The sequence below is a fragment of the Sphingomonas sp. So64.6b genome (assembly GCF_014171475.1).
GTDB lineage: Bacteria > Pseudomonadota > Alphaproteobacteria > Sphingomonadales > Sphingomonadaceae > Sphingomonas > Sphingomonas alpina_A.
On the sequence record NZ_CP048817.1, the window covers coordinates 2761793 to 2778227 of the forward strand.

Here is a 16435-nt window from a genome sequence, read left to right on the forward strand (position 1 = left end):
GCCGTTCGCCAGATTCCGGCTTTCAACTCATCAACCGCGCCAGTGTGGCGGCGGTAAAATCAACCATTGGCACAACCCGCGCATAGTTCAACCTTGTCGGGCCAATGACCCCGACCACGCCGACGACGCGCCCGTCGAGCCCACGAAACGGTTTGGCGATGACCGAGGATCCAGACAATGAGAAGAGTTTGTTCTCCGCCCCGATGAAGATCCGCGTCGCATCCCCCGCGCTTGCGCTGTCGAGCAGATGGGCGATCTCCTGCTTGCCTTCAAGGTCGTCGAGCAAGATGCCGATGCGTTCGAGGTCGGCGGCAGCGGCGGCATCGATCAACCGCCCTTGCCCGCGCACGATCAGCACCGGACGCCGGTCGCCATCCTCGCTCCACACGGCGAGCCCCTGGTCGATCAGCGTGCGGGCGACGCTGTCGAGCAAAGCACGCTCCTCGCCAATCTCGCGCTCGATCCGTGCCCGTGCCTGAGTCAGCGTCATCCCCGACAACATCGCCGTCATGTAATTGCCCGCCTCGACCAAGGCGGAAGACGTTACCCCCATCGGCAGGCCGACCACGCGATTCTCGACCGCGCCATCCTCACTGACCAGCACCGCCAGCGCCTTGTCCGCCGACAGGGGCACGAAACTCATCTGCCGCAACACCAGCTCGCGCTTGGGCACCATCACCAGCCCGGCACAGGCCGACAGGCCTGACAGCGCTGCAGTGGTCGCGGCGAGCGCTTCCTCGACCGGTCCGACCTGCGAGACGCGCGATTCGATCGCGGCGCGCTCCTCGGCCGAGGGTTCGAGCGCGTGCATCATGCCATCGACGAACAGTCGCAAGCCGATCTCGGTCGGCATCCGCCCCGCACTGGTATGCGGTGCCGCAAGCAGACCGAGCTCTTCCAAATCCTGCATCACGTTGCGAATCGACGCGGGCGACAGGTTAAGCCCGGACAATTGCGCAATGGTGCGCGACCCGATCGGGCTGCCGGTATCGAGATAGCTCTCGACCACCACGCGAAAAACATCGCGGGCGCGGTCGTTGAGGTCGCTGATCGGGGGTGCGGACATGCTTGTCATATGGTTCTGGTTTACCGCGACACCAAGATGTCGGGCGCAAGGACACCGAGCAGCATATTCTGCGCGGCCAAAATCGGACCGTCGATATCTTCCACCATCCTCGACATGTCATGCCGATAACTGAATCGCTGTACGGCGGAATGATCCGATTGCCAGGAAATCACTGTGGACTCGGTGTTTGGGCTGCAGTTGGGGCACCGCTCGATAGACGCTACCGGCACAGTGCCGCCCGGTCGCAATGGTTCCAGAACGATCTGCAGTCGGCGGAAATCATAAGGAGTCAGAATAAGATAACGAACCTGCGGAACGCCTCCTCGATCAAATCTCATCTCCCCTCTGCCATTGTGGTCGAGCGATAACCGGAACTGCCGGCATCCAATATTGTGACGACAGTTAAGCGACTCGATGTCGATCCGCGCGTCATGGAGGCGGTCAGCGGCGATGCCATAGGACGCGAAAGGAGCACCGCGAACGATCGACACGGCAGCGGGATTGGGCTGGTCAGATGGATGGGACGTCGCGCACCCGACAATGAGTGCCATTAACGCTGATGAGACGGGCAACGACCCGATCCAACCATTCGTTACGTACCGTGTGTGGCCATTGCGCGGCATGGCTCAACGCTTGCCGATGAAGTTGGCGATCGGCAGCGCCTCGGGCGCCATGCGCAACGCTTCCGCCATCGGCTTTCCGGTTTCCAGGTTGCAACCGTAATAAAGCGTCAGCTTGTCGGTCGCTGCGCCCGATTTCCATTGCACGTCCACGCTGGGCATGTCGGTCGCCCCATCGACGCAATCGGGCTGGCCCGGGGTGATGTTGCGCGTGCCCTTAGGCCGGTAGGGCGCGAGTGCCTTGGCGAAGGCGACGAACTGGTCTCGCGTGACCACGAATTTGCGGTCGCCGGTGACCGCCGTGTGCTGCATGCCCGTGAAGATTCCGGCCCCGTCCGACGCGACCGTCACGCGATAGACCGGGCACAGGCCGTAACAAGGCGCGGTTTCGTACTCGATGGTCTGCGGCTCAACGGCTTGCGGTTCGGTCGGCTTGGGCGCCGCCTTGCATCCGGCCAGCAGGAACGCGGAGAGCAACAGGGCTCGCAGGACGGTCGATCGCATCGGGGTTTCCTCAGACGGTTCGAAACAGCGCACGACACTGGCGCGTTCGAGGCGACGCGTCTAGGTGCGGGCCGACCCGTTTTCTGGAGAACAATTATGCGCCCATCCGGCCGCACCCCCGATCAGATGCGCACGATCACGATCGAACCGCGCTTTACCCGCCATGCCGAGGGATCGGTGCTGATCGGTTTCGGCGATACCAAGGTGCTGGTGACGGCCTCGGTCGAGGAGCGCCTGCCGCCATGGATGCGCGGCAAGGGCGAGGGCTGGGTCACCGCCGAATATGGCATGCTGCCTCGCGCGACGCACACTCGCGGCAGTCGTGAAGCAGCCAAGGGCAAGCAATCGGGCCGCACGCAGGAAATCCAGCGCCTGATCGGGCGCAGCTTGCGCGCAGTGACCGACCTGAAGCTGCTCGGCGAGCGTCAGATCACGCTCGATTGCGACGTGATCCAGGCCGATGGCGGCACGCGGACCGCGTCGATCTCCGGCGCATGGGTCGCGTTGCGTCTCGCGATCGACGGGCTGATGGCCGAAGGCAAGCTGACCGCCGATCCACTGACTCAGAAGGTCGCGGCGGTGTCGTGTGGCATCTATCAGGGTACGCCAGTGCTCGATCTCGACTATGACGAGGATTCGAACGCCGACGCCGACGCCAATTTCGTGCTGCTCGAAAACGGCAATATCGCCGAGGCACAAGCGACCGCCGAAGGCGCGACCTATGATGAGGAAGCCTTGTTGCGTCTGCTGCGTTTGGCACGCATCGGCTGCGCGGACATCTTCGCAGCACAAGCGAAGGCTGTGGCAAAATGAGCGGTGAAGGTGACGAACCCCAGGCGATCCGCAAGCTTGCTCCCGGCAAGCTGGTGATCGCCAGCCACAATGCCGGCAAGGTACGCGAAATCCGCGATCTGCTCGGGCCGTACGGCATCGAACCGATCTCGGCGGCCGATCTCGACTTGCCCGAGCCGGAGGAAACCGGCACCACCTTCGTCGCCAATGCCGAACTGAAGGCATTGCAAGCGGCCGATCTTTCCGGCCTGCCCGCGCTCGCCGACGATAGCGGCCTCTGTGTCGACGCGCTGAACGGTGATCCCGGCATTTTTTCCGCGCGCTGGGCCGGTGAAACCCGCGACTTCGGCCTCGCAATGAGTCTGGTCAACGACCGGCTCGACGCGCTGGAGCCGGAGACAGGGCGTGACGCGCATTTCGTCTGTGCGCTCGCCCTCGCCTGGCCCGACGGCCATGTCGAATGGTTCGAAGGCCGGGTTGACGGGACGCTCGTCTGGCCGCCGCGCGGCGAGAACGGTTTCGGCTATGACGCGATGTTCCTGCCGGATGGCGGCGGCGAAACCTTTGGTGAGATGGATCCGCAAGCCAAACATGCAATCAGCCACCGCGCCGACGCTTTCCGGCAAATGGTTGCGGCAGTCCTTTAGAGCATGGGACGTTTACCCGATTCGTTTCCGCTGGGCGGCGATCGCTGTGGCGAAGCGATATCGAGGCTTAGTGATAGCATGGTAGCCGGTTAAGTATTTGATATATAATAATACTATGCGCATGGCGCTCGCGAAGAAAGCGCGGAAGGGGATATACAACAATGGGTGTCCCATATCTCCCGCCGCCCTTCCCTTAAGCGCTGTCCTCACGGTCTTGTCGCCGGCGGCGATTCAACTGTCACACGGGATCGGGCACGTTATTCCTTGCCGGACCTGATATCGATGCGCTCTTTCTTATTGTCGGAAAACAGGATTGCCACCGGGCCACCAGCGTAATGGTCTCGCCCATGTCAGAGGCGCTGTCCATGCGCCCGATATAACGCTTGATGCTCTAAAAAACCTCGCCGATCGGGAGAGGGATTCAGGCGATACGCCGATATGCCACACGCCACATCGCCAGCCCGATCGCCGCCGACATGCCGGCAAGGATCAGGCTCGTCGCGATGCCGCTCAACCAGCGGAACATCAAGGTGCTGGCATCGGTGACGGGCATGTCGAACAGCCCGAAGCCATAGGTCTGTCCGCCAAGGAACAGCGCCAGGCCGGCGACCGCGCCGACCGATGCCGCCGCGACAGGGCCGCGCTTGCCCAGCGCATGGCAGACGATCCACAATGGCCCGCCGATCGCGACCACGGTCATCGCTGAGATGACTGATCCGACGACCAGGCCGACAACCAGTGCAATCGGCGACCATGAGCCGCCGAGAATGACAAGCACGACGGTGAACAGGCCACCGAGCAGCCCGCCGGTCGCCAGAGCGATTCCCGCCCGGTCCAGAGTTGTATCATAGCTGCGCAGTGCGACCCGCTCACCCAAGTCTTTTCTCCCCCGAAACGACTTCTATCACCGGGCCGGGCCATGCCCAAGTCCGTCTATACGCAGAATCGGTGAACCGAATTACGTATAAGCAGGAACCGGGCGCAGGCGACCGGCGCAATCGAATTAACGAAGATTCGCCTATAGCCCGACATGGACGCTGTTGTCCGCTGGAAGACGGTCATGACCTGGGAAGACGACGCCCCGATCGGCACGGTGGGGATTCTTGTAGCGCTGGTCGTCGTGGCTGAAATCGCGTTCGGATTCTTCCTACTCGTTGCGCCGGGGCTGACGCCCTCGATCGCCATGATGATGGGCGCGTTGGCCGTCAGTTTCGCTTCGGTAGTGGTCGTGTGCCTGTGCAAAATGCCACGGCAGGTCCGCGCCATCCTGATCGCCGGTCTGGTCATCGTCCTGCTCGCCTTGTCCGGGCGGAGCGATCTGTACGGCGTCCGGCATATCGAGACGGAGTCGGGTGAGTCCGAGCTTGAGGTCGACCGGCCGGCGGCGGCTCTGTCGGATCGGACCCGCGGCGGCGGCAGTAGCGCACCCGACACCCAGCCCGCACAGTCCGACGCCCCGATCGCGCAACGCGGTGCCCAGGTAGCGATCACGCCGGGAGAAAATGGCGATGGCGGATGGTCGCGCACGATCAACATCGCGACCAACGGCGTGATCGGCGGGGCGGATGCGTCGAACTGGCGCATCTCAGGCACTGCGACCCTGAACCCCGGCTCACCTTGGGATCGACTGACATTGATCTGGTCGATCGAAACCAATCAGGGGACGACTCCATGCGGTATGACGACCCTGCTCATCACTGATCATGCTGTCGCGACCACGCAAATCGCGTCATCATTCCGTAAGGCGATCGATCATTCGATCGAAATCGGACGATCCGTCTGCTTTTGACAGCGCGCGTAAGATGTGGACCCGCTAGCATAATATTACGCAGTTTCATCATTTTGCGTAATTTACATAGTAAGACGTTGTTGTCCGAGCAGCCAGATAATGGCCGACATGACGAGGGGAACCAGCCGCTTCAACTACCGAGGACGCGCCGCACTAGCGCGGCAGGCGGCATGCACTCGTGGCACCGCGGTCATCGAGATGGCCCTGGCGCTACCGTTGTTAATGACCTTCCTGCTGGGCATCGTCGCGTACGGCAATTGGTTCCTGACCGCGCATAATGTGCAGCAAGCCGCCAATGACGCGGCACGCGCCACCATTGCCGGACTCAACCCAACGGAACGCGCGACGATCGCCGCCAGCAGCGTGGAGGCGAACATGCGGCGATCCGGCGGCCTCGATCCGCTGCGGGCAAGCGTACAGGTGGAGGATGACGGCGCCACGCTGGTTGTCCATGTGACCTATGACGCGCGCAACAACCCGCTGCTTGCAATAAAACTCCTGCCCATGCCGAGCCCGACGATCGAGCGGAGCGCCGCGATTCGTCTGGACAGCCTGTGATGGCGCGCTGGACCTGGCCCAATCGGCTGGCCACGCTGGCCCGGGAAAGTCGCGGCGGCGTGACCGTTCTCGTCGCGGGCGCGATGCTGATGACGATCGGCGCCGCGGCGGTGGCGGTCGATGTCGGATCGATCTATCTCGGCGAGCGTCAGTTGCAGGGTGTCGCGGATGCCGCGGCGCTCGCCGCAGCCAATGCGAGCAACAGCCCCCAAGCCGCAGCGAACGCTGTTATCACCGCCAATCGCAACGGCAATGCCCATCTGGTGACGCTGGTCGGGGGGAGTTACACCCCCGATGAGACACTTGCCGTGAATCAGCGCTTCGTTCCCGGTGGCACGCCAGCCAATGCGGTGAAGATTTCGGTCGGTCAGGACGTGCCGCTATTCTTCGGTCGCGTGCTGCTTGGCCGGGCGACCACGCCGGTCGTCGCCCATGCCTCCGCTGCGCGAACCGATATGGCCTCTTTTTCGATCGGGTCGCGCCTCGCCGCGGTGAGCGGTGGCCTGCCCGGCGCGCTGCTGTCGGGGCTCGCCGGCACCAGTCTGAACCTGTCGGTGATGGATTATAACGCGCTGGTCGGCGCCAATATCGATCTGCTGGCCTTTTCCGATGCGTTGCGTACCCAATTGCACCTTGGCGCGGCGACCTTCGCGGAGACGCTGGACGCAACCGCAACCCTGCCCCAGATCCTCAATGCGCTGGCCGCCACGACCAGCGATCCAACCGCGGCGGCGGCCTATCGGTCGATGGCGCTCAAGGTGCCGCCCACCTCGGTCAAGCTTTCCAATCTGATCGATCTCGGCCCGCTCGGGTCGGATGTCACCGCCAATCCGGCATCGTCGGTCCAGACCGATGGGTATGCCATCGTCCGGGAAGTGCTCGAACTGGCCAATGGCGGGCGCCAGGTCGCGCTCGATCTCGGCGTGTCGTTGCCGGGGCTCCTGTCGACCAAGCTCTATCTCGCGATCGGCAACCGTCCGGCACACTCGCCTTGGCTCACTGTCACCAAGGACAACAGGACGATCGTCCGTACCGCCCAGACCCGATTGTTTCTCGATACCAAGATCGCCGGTGGCGCGACGCTCGGCTTGGTGTCAGTGCGCGTACCGATCTTCATCGAACTGGCCGAGGCACAGGCCACGCTGGCGGCGATCTCGTGCCCGGCAGGTCAGGCCGAGGCAAGCGTCACCTTGGACGTGACGCCAGCGGTCGGGCAAATCAGGATTGCCGATTTCGACACGACGGCACTGGGCAATTTCAACACACCGCTCGATTTCCGCCGCGCGACCATCGCTCATGCCTTGCTGGTCGACGTGACGGGCCAGGCGGCGGTGAGCTTGGGCGGGGTGTCGCCCCAGCCGGTCACCTTCTCGGCGAGCGATATCGCCACGCATCAGGTCAAGACGGTGTCGACCAACGACGTGCTGCAAGGCGTGGCCACCTCGCTGATCAGTCAGGTCGACTTGCGCGCGGTCGGCCTCAGCCTTTCGCCGATAACCGCTGTGGTGGGCGCGTTGCTCACGCCGGTTGCCCCGGTGCTGGACGGCCTGATCGACCAGGTAACCAGCCTGCTCGGCGTGCGGCTGGGTCAAGCGGACGTACAGATTAATGGCCTGCGCTGTGGCCGGCCAATGCTGGTGGGATAAGATGATGTGGACCGTAAGGCCGGGGGGCGGGAGATGAGTGATCGGGTGAAATTATCCTGGGTCAATGACAGTCGCGCATCGCAACGATCGCTTCGGCTGCCGATCAGCCTTCCGGTCAAGGTGCGTGAACCGAGTTCATGCGCGATGGATGTCGAACTGATCGATATCTCCACGCTCGGATGCCGGATCTGGGCTGGCTTCGCGATGCAGCCGGGCCGCACCACGATGATCATCATTCCCGGGTTCAGGCCGCTGTCATCGACCACGGTGTGGAGCCGAGAGGGCCATGCCGGGTTCCGCTTCAGCACCGCGCTTCACCCGGCGATCGTGACACATGTGATCGGCATGGGAACCCATGCTGACCATAACAGCCATGAGCGCCGGGTCCGCCTGCGGACAGGCTGAACACAGCCCTGCCTCGAATAACCCTAGACCGGCCGTGCCGACACCGTATCGGCCAGAAACGCGAGGATTGCCGCCTCGTCCTTCTTCGCGGTCCAGGTGCCGAGCCGGTAGAGCAAGCCGCCGAACGCCATCATGCCGAGCGGTATCGCGATCATCGGCCATGCGTCGCCGAACGGCGTGCCCGCTGCGATCATCCCGCCGCCGGCGAGCGCCAGAAACACCGTGAGAAATCCGAACCAGCAGCCCAGGAAAACGGTCGCGCTGCGCGGCGTGCCGATCCGGCCTTCGATCCGCGTGCCGCCGCCGTCAGGCTCCATGGTCGCGGTCAGGTTGCTGGCGAAGCTGTTCTGAACATTGGGCCGAAAATAGAACAGCATCATGCTTTGATCCGTCCCTTGCCCGGTCACGCAAGCCGCCTTCACTTGCCTGTCGCGACCGCCGAGTACGGTCTTGAGCCTGGTCGCGAGCGCGACCGGATCGAGCGGCGATTTGAGCGTGATCGCGCGTGCCATAATTCTTCCCTCCCCGTATTTCCCCTCAAAGCGCCCCACCGAGCGCCAGTGCGACGCCCACCGCCACCAGCAGCAACCCGATCGCCTCACTGCGCGCAATCCGTTCGCCGAGATAGAAATGCGCGAATCCCATGGTGAACGCCACCTCGACCTGCCCGACGATCCGCACCAGCGCGACCGGCGCGGTGGCGAAGCCGGTGAACCAGCATGCCGATCCAAGCGACGACATCAGCCCGACTTGGCCCGCCACGCGCCAGTTGGCGAACACCTTCGCCACCTGATCGCGCTCACGCCGCATGATATAGCCGCCCTGCAACAGCGTCTGCAGCGCCACGGTCGTGACAAGCACGATCAGCGCCGCGCGCAGCTTGTCGTCGGTGGCGACTTCGAACGTCGCGCGGCGGATCCCGATCGTCGTCAGTGCAAAGAAGAAACCCGAGGCGATGCCATAACGCGCCGCCGGCTGTCCCAGCGAACGGATGAGTTCGCCGAACCCCATCCGCTTGCCGCCGGTCGACAGCATCATGATTCCGGCCACCCCAAAGCCGATGCCGAACCAAGTCAGTGGCCGAAGCCCCTCGCCCAGCAACAGGATCGACAACAGCGCACTCTGCACCGCCTCGGTCTTCGAATAGGCGGTACCGACAACGAAGTTACGTTCGTCGAACGCCATCAGCAGTAAGTTGGTCGCGACGATCTGCGCGATCCCGCCCGCAGCGCAGAATAGCAGGAACTTCGCACCAAGCGCCGGAAACGGTGCCGGCGCGATCAGCCATTGATAAGCGATGACGAACAGGATCGCGAACGGCAGGCCATAGAGATAGCGCATCAGCCCCGCCGCATTGACCGAAAGATCCCGGCCGACCTTGCGCTGCACCGCCGTGCGCCACGCCTGCAACGCGCCGGCGAACACCGTCGCCGGCAGCCAGATTGGCAGGACGATCATCGCCGGCGGTACTTCAACGGATCAGATCGACGTGAGACGGCATTGCATCGATCATCTTCGCCAGCTCGTCGTCAGGAACGGCGCGGTCATAGGCTCCGCGATATATATCTTCGATCCAGGCCGTTACTTCGCCCCGCATGACCTGGGTTCGCCCCTCACCAGGCCAGATCATCAAGTCGAGTTCGGGCGGCGAGTCAGCGCCGATCCTGGGCATCCGATACTCAACGCCCGTGACCTGCCGCGCGCCCAATCGAACGTAGAACTGCTTGCGGCGACGGCGCATCTCCAGGTCGCTGCTGTCCTGACGATCGCTATCGACTTCAATCACCAGACTATGACTGCCGATCCGATCGAGCACGGCGCGAAACATCTCCGCGCCAAGCCCTCGCCCGCGCGCCGCGACCGAGGTTCCGAGATATTCCAGCAATGCCATCGGTTGGCGGTCCGACAGGAAAAGAACCGCGAACGACATCACCTGATCGTCGATTTCGCCGATCAGGATGCGATAGTCGGGCCGGGTCGCAAGCGCCGCGATCTGCTCGCGCGTCTTGCGCTCGCTCGCCGGAAGCGCGTCGCAGAAAATCTCGTAGAAACCGTCAAAGGCCGGCCCTTCGGCGACACTCAGTTGCGCGATCCGCAACTCCCCACGGGACGGCCTTTGCGTCACGCGTTCTCCAGCGCCTGTCTGGCGATCTTTTCCTTCCACACCAACGGCGCAAGCGTGTGCACATTGGCCCCGCTCGAATCGACCGCCACGGTGACCGGGAAATCGCTCACCTCGAATTCGTAGATCGCCTCCATGCCAAGATCCTCGAAGCCGACGATTTTCGATCCCTTGATCGCACGCGCAACGAGATAGGCGGCGCCACCGACCGCCATCAGATAGGCGCTCTTCGCCTCGGCGATCGCCTTGGTTGCGTCGGGCCCGCGCTCGGCCTTGCCGACCATCGCGAGCAAGCCCTGATCGAGCATCATGCGCGTGAACTTGTCCATCCGGGTCGCGGTGGTCGGGCCGGCCGGGCCGACCACTTCCTCGCCGACCGGATCGACCGGACCGACGTAATAGATCACGCGGCCGGCGAACTCGACCGGCAGCGGCTCGCCCGCATCGAGCATGTCCTTGATCCGCTTGTGCGCGGCGTCGCGCCCGGTGAGCATCTTGCCGTTGAGGAGCAAGCGGTCGCCCTGCTTCCAGCCTTGCACCATCTCCGGCGTCAGTGTGTCGAGATCGACGCGGATCGCCGCCTTGTCCGGCGTCCAGTTGACGTCGGGCCACTCCTCCAGCTTGGGCGCTTCGAGATAGGCAGGGCCGGAGCCGTCGAGCGTGAAATGCGCGTGGCGCGTTGCCGCGCAATTGGGGATCATCGCCACCGGCTTCGACGCGGCGTGCGTCGGCCAGTCGAAGATCTTCACATCGAGGATGGTCGACAGCCCGCCAAGTCCCTGCGCGCCGATACCCAGCGCATTGACCTTGTCGTAGATCTCGATGCGCAGCTTCTCGATATCGTTCTGGGGCCCACGCTCCTTCAGCTGCGCCATGTCGATCGCACCCATCAGGCTCTGCTTGGCGAGCAGCATCGATTTCTCGGCGGTGCCGCCGATGCCGATGCCGAGCATGCCCGGCGGGCACCAGCCGGCGCCCATTTGCGGCAGCATCTCGAGCACCCAGTCGACGATCGAATCGCTTGGGTTCATCATCTTGAACTTGGACTTGTTCTCGCTGCCGCCGCCCTTCGCCGCGACGTCGATCGACACCGTCTTGCCCGGCACCATCTCAACATTGAGCACGCTCGGCGTGTTGTCCTTGGTGTTGCGGCGCGTAAAGGCCGGATCGGCGAGGATCGAAGCGCGCAGCTTGTTCTCGGGGTTGAGATAGGCGCGACGCACGCCCTCATCGACCACTTCCTGCAAACTGCGGTCGCCCTTTTCGAGCCGGCAATCCTGGCCCCATTTGATGAATATGGTAACGATGCCGGTATCCTGGCAGATCGGGCGATGCCCCTCGGCGCACATACGGCTGTTGGTCAGGATCTGCGCGATCGCATCCTTTGCCGCCGGGCTTTGTTCCGCTTCATAAGCGACGCCAAGCGCGCGGATATAGTCCATCGGATGGTAATAGCTGATGAACTGCAACGCGTCGGCGACGCTCTCAATCAGGTCGGCTTCGCGGATAATCACTGTCATGGTCGGTTCCCGGCACTGGCTTGGCGCCGTCCATATGCGCAGCATGGCGGTCGGCCAAGCCCCTCAGGCCGCCGATGCCGTTAACCAATCCATGTTGGCAATTCGGAAACGCCTTGCCGCTAACGCCGCGATCGATGATCGGGTCTCTCAATCCTTTTCCCTGGGCACGGCGATCAATTGCGTCGCTGTGGCACGACCTGTCGCTCGGCGCCAATGAGGAACGGCCGCTCGATGCGCATCACGCACAGTTCGAGCAGGCGGCAACCGCCTGGCCCGCCGCTCTGCTCGCGCAGATTCTTGCCACCGCGATGCTCGCGGCGACCGCTGGTTCGACCGGACCCACGGCGTTGCTCGATGCGATCCTGCTGTGCGGCGCGGCGACCGGATTGTTCGCGATGGCCGCGCTGGCATTGCTCAAAATACGCGCGGTGCGATGCTGGCTGCCGCATATCCAGGTACGGCTGTCGCTGATCTATGCCGCTGGACTTGGCGCCGGGCTGTTCGCAATGCTGTGGCTGACCACAAGATTGCCGGCCGGTACGCTGCAACTGGCCAGCTTCGTTGCGGTATTCAGCGCGATCATCGTCACCGCACTGGCGTTGCAAGCGTTGCGCGCGGGCATGCTCGCCTTTGCCGCCGCGCTGGTCACGACCATCGCCGTGCTGACCGGCTTCGGTCTCGTCACCGGCATCGCCTGTGTCTTTCTCGGCTGCCTGACGGTCGCCACGGGCAGTCTTGCCCGGCTCGATCAGGCCATGGCCGAGGAGCGCGAGACCCATGACAATGATGGCAAGCTTGCGCTGCGTCTGATCCGTGAATTCGAAGATCATGGCAGTGGCTGGTTCTGGCAGACCGACCGCCACGGCCGCATCGTTTATCTGTCGCCACAGGTTGCGAACGAAGTCGGCGGCACGACCACGCCGGCAGTCGGATCGCTGCTGACCCACGTCTTCAAGGTCGACAGCATGTCACCCGAATCCGAACGGACGCTGGGCTTCCACCTTTCCTCCCGCACATCCTTTTCGGGTTATTCGGTGCGCGCCGCGGCGGGTGTAGCGGAACGTTGGTGGTCGATCTCGGGCCGGCCGATCCTCGACGAGCTTAACCGCTTCCAGGGTTTTATCGGCAATGGCAGCGACCTGACTGAAAAACGCAAGTCGGAAGCGGAGATTACCCGGCTCGCTTTGTTCGACAGCCTGACCGGCCTTGCCAATCGTCAGCGCATGCGCCTCGCGCTCGATCAGACACTTGCTTCGCATGGTGGCGGATATCATTCCCCAGCGTTGCTCCTGCTCGATCTCGATCGGTTCAAGGCGGTCAACGACACGCTCGGTCATCAGACCGGCGACGCGTTGCTCAAACAGGTCAGCCAGCGATTGCAACGCAGCGTCGGCGAGGCCGGGCTGGTCGGCCGGATCGGCGGCGACGAGTTCGAGGTCGTGCTGCCGCGCGAAGCCAATCGCGACCGGCTGGCCGAACTCGCCCGGGCAATCATCGCCGCTGTGTCCCAGCCCTATTTCATCGAGGGCTCGTCGATCACGATCGGCTGTTCGATCGGTATCGCCATCGCGCCGGATGATGGGGAGGATTCGGAGACGCTGGTGCGCAACGCCGATCTCGCACTCTACGCGGCAAAGGCCGATGGCCGTGGCATCCACCGCTTCTATCGCGAGGAATTGCTCCACGGCGCACAGAATCGCCGGCAGCTCGAGGACGATTTGCGCAATGCACTCGTCCAGAATGAATTCCATGTCGCCTATCAACCGGTGGTCAGCACCAGGACAGAGCGGATCGTCGGTTATGAAGCGCTGCTGCGCTGGGACCATCCGACGCGCGGCGCAGTCAGCCCGGCAGAGTTCATCCCGGTCGCCGAGGATTGCGGGCTGATCGAGGCGATCGGCGAATGGGTGCTGCGCACCGCCTGCGCCGATGCGGCGACCTGGCCGCGCAATATCCGCGTCGCGGTCAATGTCTCGCCGATCCAGTTCGCCAACCCCGCCCTTACCGCGGTGGTCACCAATGCGCTGGCGCGGTCGGGTATCAGCCCGGCGCGGCTCGAGCTCGAAATAACCGAGGGCGTATTCCTCAACGAGGATGCTTCGTCGGAGCAGATGTTCAAGAACCTCAAGGCGATCGGCGTGCGCCTTGCGCTCGACGATTTCGGCACCGGCTATTCCTCGCTCGGCTATCTCAAGAAGGCGCCGTTCGACAAGATCAAGATCGATCAGAGCTTCGTGCGCGGCGCGGCGGTTGCCGGCAACCGCAATGCCGCGATCATCAAGGCGATCGTCACCCTGGCCGACACGCTTGGCATGGAAACCACCGCCGAGGGTGTCGAAGTGCAGGATGAGATCGAACTGATCCGCGAACTCGGCTGCAGCCACATCCAGGGTTATGTCTATGGCAAGGCCGCACGGGTCGCGGCGGTGCTTGAGCAGCTCGCCGCGAACAACGGCATGGCCACCGCGAGCGGCTACCGGGTCAGCCGCTCGCCACGCACCAGGATGCTGCGCAATGCGCGCGTCGCCACCGAGGGCGTCGAAGGCGAGGTCCGCATCCGCAACATGTCCTCCACCGGCGCAATGATCGACGGGATCGAGATCGACGGTAAAGTCGACGGCATCGACCTGCTGATCGAGTTGATCGAAGGCCAGATGTTCCCGGCCAAGCTGCGCTGGGCCGCCGACGGCAAGGCCGGCATCGAATTCGCGCAGCATTTCAACATGGAACGGCTGAACCCGGTCACCTCGCAATCAGCGATCCGCCGCTCGGCCTGAGGGCGCTGGATGGCCTTGGCGGTCAATCCCGCCCCACCGGCGCGCCCAATGGGAAATATTCCCGGAATGGCCGCGCCTCGTCGAGCGCCCGCGCATAGGATGGCCGCGCCAGCAGCCGCCTGCGATAAGCCCACACATTGGCGAATTTCTCCGGGATCGGGTGCGTCCAGTCGGCATAAAGCAACGCCGGCGCCGCCGCGCAGTCGGCCAGGCTGAACGCGCCACCCGCTGCCCATTCCCGCGTCTCCATCCAGCGGTCGAGCACGCCATAGGCATTGTCGAGCATCGCCAGCGCTTCCTCCACGCCTTGCGGGTCGCGTCGCGCTTCCTCGCGCAGCGCGTTGAATACGACCCGACTCTGCGCGTTCATCACATAATTGTCGAAGAACCGGTCAAGCATCCTGACCTCGATCGCGACATCCGCATCATCGGGAATCAGCTTCACTGACCCGGGATGATGGACCGCAAGATATTCGATGATCATGGTCGCCTCGGGCACGACGCGCTCGCCCTCGACAAGTAGCGGAAAGCGCTTGATCGGCCATAGTTTGGCAAACTCGCTCGCGACCGGCTCGCTACCGTCGAGCATCACGAATTCGAACGGCACGTCGTTCTCGTAAAAGGCGATCAGCGCCTTCTGGCAATAGGACGAAAACGGGTGGGCATAGAGTTTGATCGTCATGTCCATCTTTCCTGTTGCATCAAAGCCTGGACCCGATGCTTATTGCCGGGTCAGCACGATGTGCGCCGCATTCTCACCCCGGGCATGTTCGGTCACAGCATAGCCGAGCGCGGGCAGATCGATCCCGGCGAACAACGCCTCGCCACGACCCAGCACCACCGGCGCAATCGCGAGATGCATCTCGTCGATCGCACCGGTGGTCAGGTATTGGCGAATGGTCGCCGATCCGCCGCCGACCCGGATATCGCGCGCGCCGGCCGCTTCCCGCGCCAGCGCCAGTGCTTCGTCGGCCCCGCCGGTCACGAAATGGAAAACGGTGCCGCCGTTCATTTCGATCGGCGGCCGGGCGTGATGAGTCAGGACGAACACCGGGCAATGATAGGGTGGCGTATCGCCCCACCAGCCCTTCCACTCATCGTCGGGCCAGTCGCCACGAATGGGGCCGAACATGTTGCGGCCGAGAATCCACGCGCCTAGGCCGTCCATCGCCCGGGCGGCGTAGCTTTCGTCGATGCCCGTGGATCCGCCTTCCTCGCCGAACATCGTGCGAAAGGTTTTCGTGCCGAACGCCCATCCGTGCAACTCCTTGCCGCGCGCGCCAAGCGGGTTGTCCAGACTCTGGTCGGGACCAGCGCCAAAACCGTCCGCCGATATCGAAAAGCTGTTCACTCGAACTCTTGTCATTATCCAGCCCCTTCAAAACCGATTGCGAATCAAAAGCGGTTGTTGTTTTGCATAACTGATCCTATATTGCAACCAGTCATGACAATCCATATCGAAGATCCGCGTTCGGGCTGCCCGATCAACCTCACGATCCAGGCGCTGGGCGATCGCTGGAGCCTGATCATCATCCGCGACGTGATGTTCGGCAACCGCCGCCATTTTCGCGAATTGCTCGGCGCGTCGGAAGAGCGCATCGCCTCCAACATCCTTGCCGACCGCCTCAAGAAACTGGTCGCGGCGGGTTTTCTCGTCATCACCGACGACCCCAGCCACAAGCAGAAACATATCTACAGCCTGACCGAGCCCGCGATCCAGCTCGTGCCGCTGATTGTCCAGCTCGGCGCCTGGGGGCGGCGGCATTTGCCCGTCACACCCGACCTCGCGATCCGCGCGCAACTGCTCGAGGAAGGCGGCCCGAAGATGTGGACGGACTTCATGGATGAACTGCGCACCGCGCATCTCGGCATGCCGCCGACCGGACGCCCCAGCGTCGCCGCCCGTCTTCAGACGGCTTATGAAGCGATAGTTGCCCGATTAGACCGAGACTCGGCCGCCCCGACAGCCTAGCATACCCGTAATTCAAA

At 63.4% G+C, this 16435-nt stretch carries 18 protein-coding genes; 8 read left to right on the forward strand and 10 right to left on the reverse strand.

All coding sequences use genetic code 11. The features are described 5' to 3' along the window. Positions 1-22: 22 nt before the first annotated feature. The 3 genes from hrcA to G4G27_RS13230 form a co-directional block, all read right to left on the reverse strand. Positions 23-1066, reverse strand: a complete 1044-nt coding sequence (gene hrcA, locus G4G27_RS13220; protein WP_183113783.1) for a heat-inducible transcriptional repressor HrcA — start codon at positions 1064-1066, stop codon at positions 23-25. 20 nt (positions 1067-1086) lie between these two features. Further along, positions 1087-1617 carry a hypothetical protein gene (locus G4G27_RS13225; RefSeq protein WP_183109092.1) on the reverse strand — a complete coding sequence of 177 codons (531 nt, stop codon included), beginning with the start codon at positions 1615-1617 and terminating at the stop codon, positions 1087-1089. Between the two features lie 75 nt (positions 1618-1692). Beyond that, a complete protein-coding gene (locus G4G27_RS13230; protein ID WP_183109093.1) occupies positions 1693-2190 on the reverse strand; it encodes a DUF6438 domain-containing protein in 498 nt (165 codons plus the stop codon). Between the two features lie 96 nt (positions 2191-2286). Between G4G27_RS13230 and rph the strand changes: the two genes are divergently transcribed. Together rph and rdgB are read left to right on the forward strand one after the other, a co-directional pair. Then, the gene (gene rph, locus G4G27_RS13235) at positions 2287-3003 is read left to right on the forward strand and encodes a ribonuclease PH (RefSeq protein WP_034160525.1); all 717 of its coding nucleotides are present in this window, start codon (positions 2287-2289) and stop codon (positions 3001-3003) included. Next, positions 3000-3629, forward strand: coding sequence for an RdgB/HAM1 family non-canonical purine NTP pyrophosphatase (rdgB, locus tag G4G27_RS13240; protein WP_183109094.1), 630 nt, complete (start codon positions 3000-3002; stop codon positions 3627-3629). The genes rph and rdgB overlap by 4 nt, the downstream gene beginning before the upstream one ends. Before the next feature lie 421 nt (positions 3630-4050). Here rdgB and G4G27_RS13245 read toward each other — a convergent pair whose 3' ends face one another. Next, a complete protein-coding gene (locus G4G27_RS13245; RefSeq protein ID WP_183109095.1) occupies positions 4051-4506 on the reverse strand; it encodes a hypothetical protein in 456 nt (151 codons plus the stop codon). A gap of 183 nt (positions 4507-4689) precedes the next feature. On the opposite strand from G4G27_RS13245, the gene G4G27_RS13250 reads away from it, so the two are divergent. The 4 genes from G4G27_RS13250 to G4G27_RS13265 all read left to right on the forward strand — a co-directional run bounded on the left by G4G27_RS13250 (position 4690) and on the right by G4G27_RS13265 (position 8027). Beyond that, on the forward strand, positions 4690-5418 hold the full coding sequence (locus G4G27_RS13250) for a hypothetical protein (protein ID WP_183109096.1): 729 nt from the start codon (positions 4690-4692) through the stop codon (positions 5416-5418). 99 nt (positions 5419-5517) lie between these two features. Next, entirely contained in the window at positions 5518-5976 is a 459-nt protein-coding gene (locus G4G27_RS13255) for a TadE/TadG family type IV pilus assembly protein (protein ID WP_183109097.1), read from the forward strand. Next, positions 5976-7622, forward strand: coding sequence for a pilus assembly protein TadG-related protein (locus G4G27_RS13260; RefSeq protein ID WP_183109098.1), 1647 nt, complete (start codon positions 5976-5978; stop codon positions 7620-7622). Before G4G27_RS13255 ends, G4G27_RS13260 begins: the two co-directional genes overlap by 1 nt. A gap of 33 nt (positions 7623-7655) precedes the next feature. Continuing rightward, entirely contained in the window at positions 7656-8027 is a 372-nt protein-coding gene (locus tag G4G27_RS13265; protein ID WP_183109099.1) for a PilZ domain-containing protein, read from the forward strand. A 23-nt stretch (positions 8028-8050) separates the two neighbouring features. Here G4G27_RS13265 and G4G27_RS13270 read toward each other — a convergent pair whose 3' ends face one another. From G4G27_RS13270 to G4G27_RS13285, 4 genes are read right to left on the reverse strand one after another with little or no spacing between them, the layout of a single operon-like run. Continuing rightward, complete coding sequence (locus tag G4G27_RS13270) at positions 8051-8539, reverse strand: hypothetical protein (RefSeq protein ID WP_183109100.1); 489 nt, start codon at positions 8537-8539, stop codon at positions 8051-8053. Between the two features lie 25 nt (positions 8540-8564). After that, positions 8565-9485, reverse strand: coding sequence for a DMT family transporter (locus G4G27_RS13275; protein WP_183109101.1), 921 nt, complete (start codon positions 9483-9485; stop codon positions 8565-8567). A 13-nt stretch (positions 9486-9498) separates the two neighbouring features. Next, the gene (locus G4G27_RS13280; RefSeq protein WP_183109102.1) at positions 9499-10152 is read right to left on the reverse strand and encodes a GNAT family N-acetyltransferase; all 654 of its coding nucleotides are present in this window, start codon (positions 10150-10152) and stop codon (positions 9499-9501) included. After that, complete coding sequence (locus G4G27_RS13285; RefSeq protein WP_183109103.1) at positions 10149-11669, reverse strand: fumarate hydratase; 1521 nt, start codon at positions 11667-11669, stop codon at positions 10149-10151. Before G4G27_RS13285 ends, G4G27_RS13280 begins: the two co-directional genes overlap by 4 nt. A 134-nt stretch (positions 11670-11803) precedes the next feature. Between G4G27_RS13285 and G4G27_RS13290 the strand changes: the two genes are divergently transcribed. Further along, entirely contained in the window at positions 11804-14446 is a 2643-nt protein-coding gene (locus tag G4G27_RS13290) for an EAL domain-containing protein (RefSeq protein WP_244624326.1), read from the forward strand. A 22-nt stretch (positions 14447-14468) separates the two neighbouring features. Here G4G27_RS13290 and G4G27_RS13295 read toward each other — a convergent pair whose 3' ends face one another. Both G4G27_RS13295 and G4G27_RS13300 read right to left on the reverse strand, forming a co-directional pair. After that, complete coding sequence (locus G4G27_RS13295; RefSeq protein ID WP_183109104.1) at positions 14469-15128, reverse strand: glutathione S-transferase family protein; 660 nt, start codon at positions 15126-15128, stop codon at positions 14469-14471. Positions 15129-15167: 39 nt separating this feature from the next. Further along, the gene (locus tag G4G27_RS13300) at positions 15168-15812 is read right to left on the reverse strand and encodes a dihydrofolate reductase family protein (protein WP_183109105.1); all 645 of its coding nucleotides are present in this window, start codon (positions 15810-15812) and stop codon (positions 15168-15170) included. Positions 15813-15890: 78 nt separating this feature from the next. Between G4G27_RS13300 and G4G27_RS13305 the strand changes: the two genes are divergently transcribed. Further along, a complete protein-coding gene (locus G4G27_RS13305) occupies positions 15891-16418 on the forward strand; it encodes a helix-turn-helix domain-containing protein (RefSeq protein ID WP_183109106.1) in 528 nt (175 codons plus the stop codon). The last annotated feature ends 17 nt before the right edge of the window (positions 16419-16435 follow it).

Coding starts and splice junctions, on each gene's coding strand:
- hrcA (WP_183113783.1), bottom strand. CDS start 1,066: ATGTCCGCACCCCCGATCAGCGACCTCAACGACCGCGCCCGCGATGTT.
- G4G27_RS13225 (WP_183109092.1), bottom strand. CDS start 1,617: ATGGCACTCATTGTCGGGTGCGCGACGTCCCATCCATCTGACCAGCCC.
- G4G27_RS13230 (WP_183109093.1), bottom strand. CDS start 2,190: ATGCGATCGACCGTCCTGCGAGCCCTGTTGCTCTCCGCGTTCCTGCTG.
- rph (WP_034160525.1), top strand. CDS start 2,287: ATGCGCCCATCCGGCCGCACCCCCGATCAGATGCGCACGATCACGATC.
- rdgB (WP_183109094.1), top strand. CDS start 3,000: ATGAGCGGTGAAGGTGACGAACCCCAGGCGATCCGCAAGCTTGCTCCC.
- G4G27_RS13250 (WP_183109096.1), top strand. CDS start 4,690: ATGACCTGGGAAGACGACGCCCCGATCGGCACGGTGGGGATTCTTGTA.
- G4G27_RS13255 (WP_183109097.1), top strand. CDS start 5,518: ATGGCCGACATGACGAGGGGAACCAGCCGCTTCAACTACCGAGGACGC.
- G4G27_RS13260 (WP_183109098.1), top strand. CDS start 5,976: ATGGCGCGCTGGACCTGGCCCAATCGGCTGGCCACGCTGGCCCGGGAA.
- G4G27_RS13265 (WP_183109099.1), top strand. CDS start 7,656: ATGAGTGATCGGGTGAAATTATCCTGGGTCAATGACAGTCGCGCATCG.
- G4G27_RS13270 (WP_183109100.1), bottom strand. CDS start 8,539: ATGGCACGCGCGATCACGCTCAAATCGCCGCTCGATCCGGTCGCGCTC.
- G4G27_RS13275 (WP_183109101.1), bottom strand. CDS start 9,485: ATGATCGTCCTGCCAATCTGGCTGCCGGCGACGGTGTTCGCCGGCGCG.
- G4G27_RS13285 (WP_183109103.1), bottom strand. CDS start 11,669: ATGACAGTGATTATCCGCGAAGCCGACCTGATTGAGAGCGTCGCCGAC.
- G4G27_RS13290 (WP_244624326.1), top strand. CDS start 11,804: ATGATCGGGTCTCTCAATCCTTTTCCCTGGGCACGGCGATCAATTGCG.
- G4G27_RS13295 (WP_183109104.1), bottom strand. CDS start 15,128: ATGACGATCAAACTCTATGCCCACCCGTTTTCGTCCTATTGCCAGAAG.
- G4G27_RS13300 (WP_183109105.1), bottom strand. CDS start 15,812: ATGACAAGAGTTCGAGTGAACAGCTTTTCGATATCGGCGGACGGTTTT.
- G4G27_RS13305 (WP_183109106.1), top strand. CDS start 15,891: ATGACAATCCATATCGAAGATCCGCGTTCGGGCTGCCCGATCAACCTC.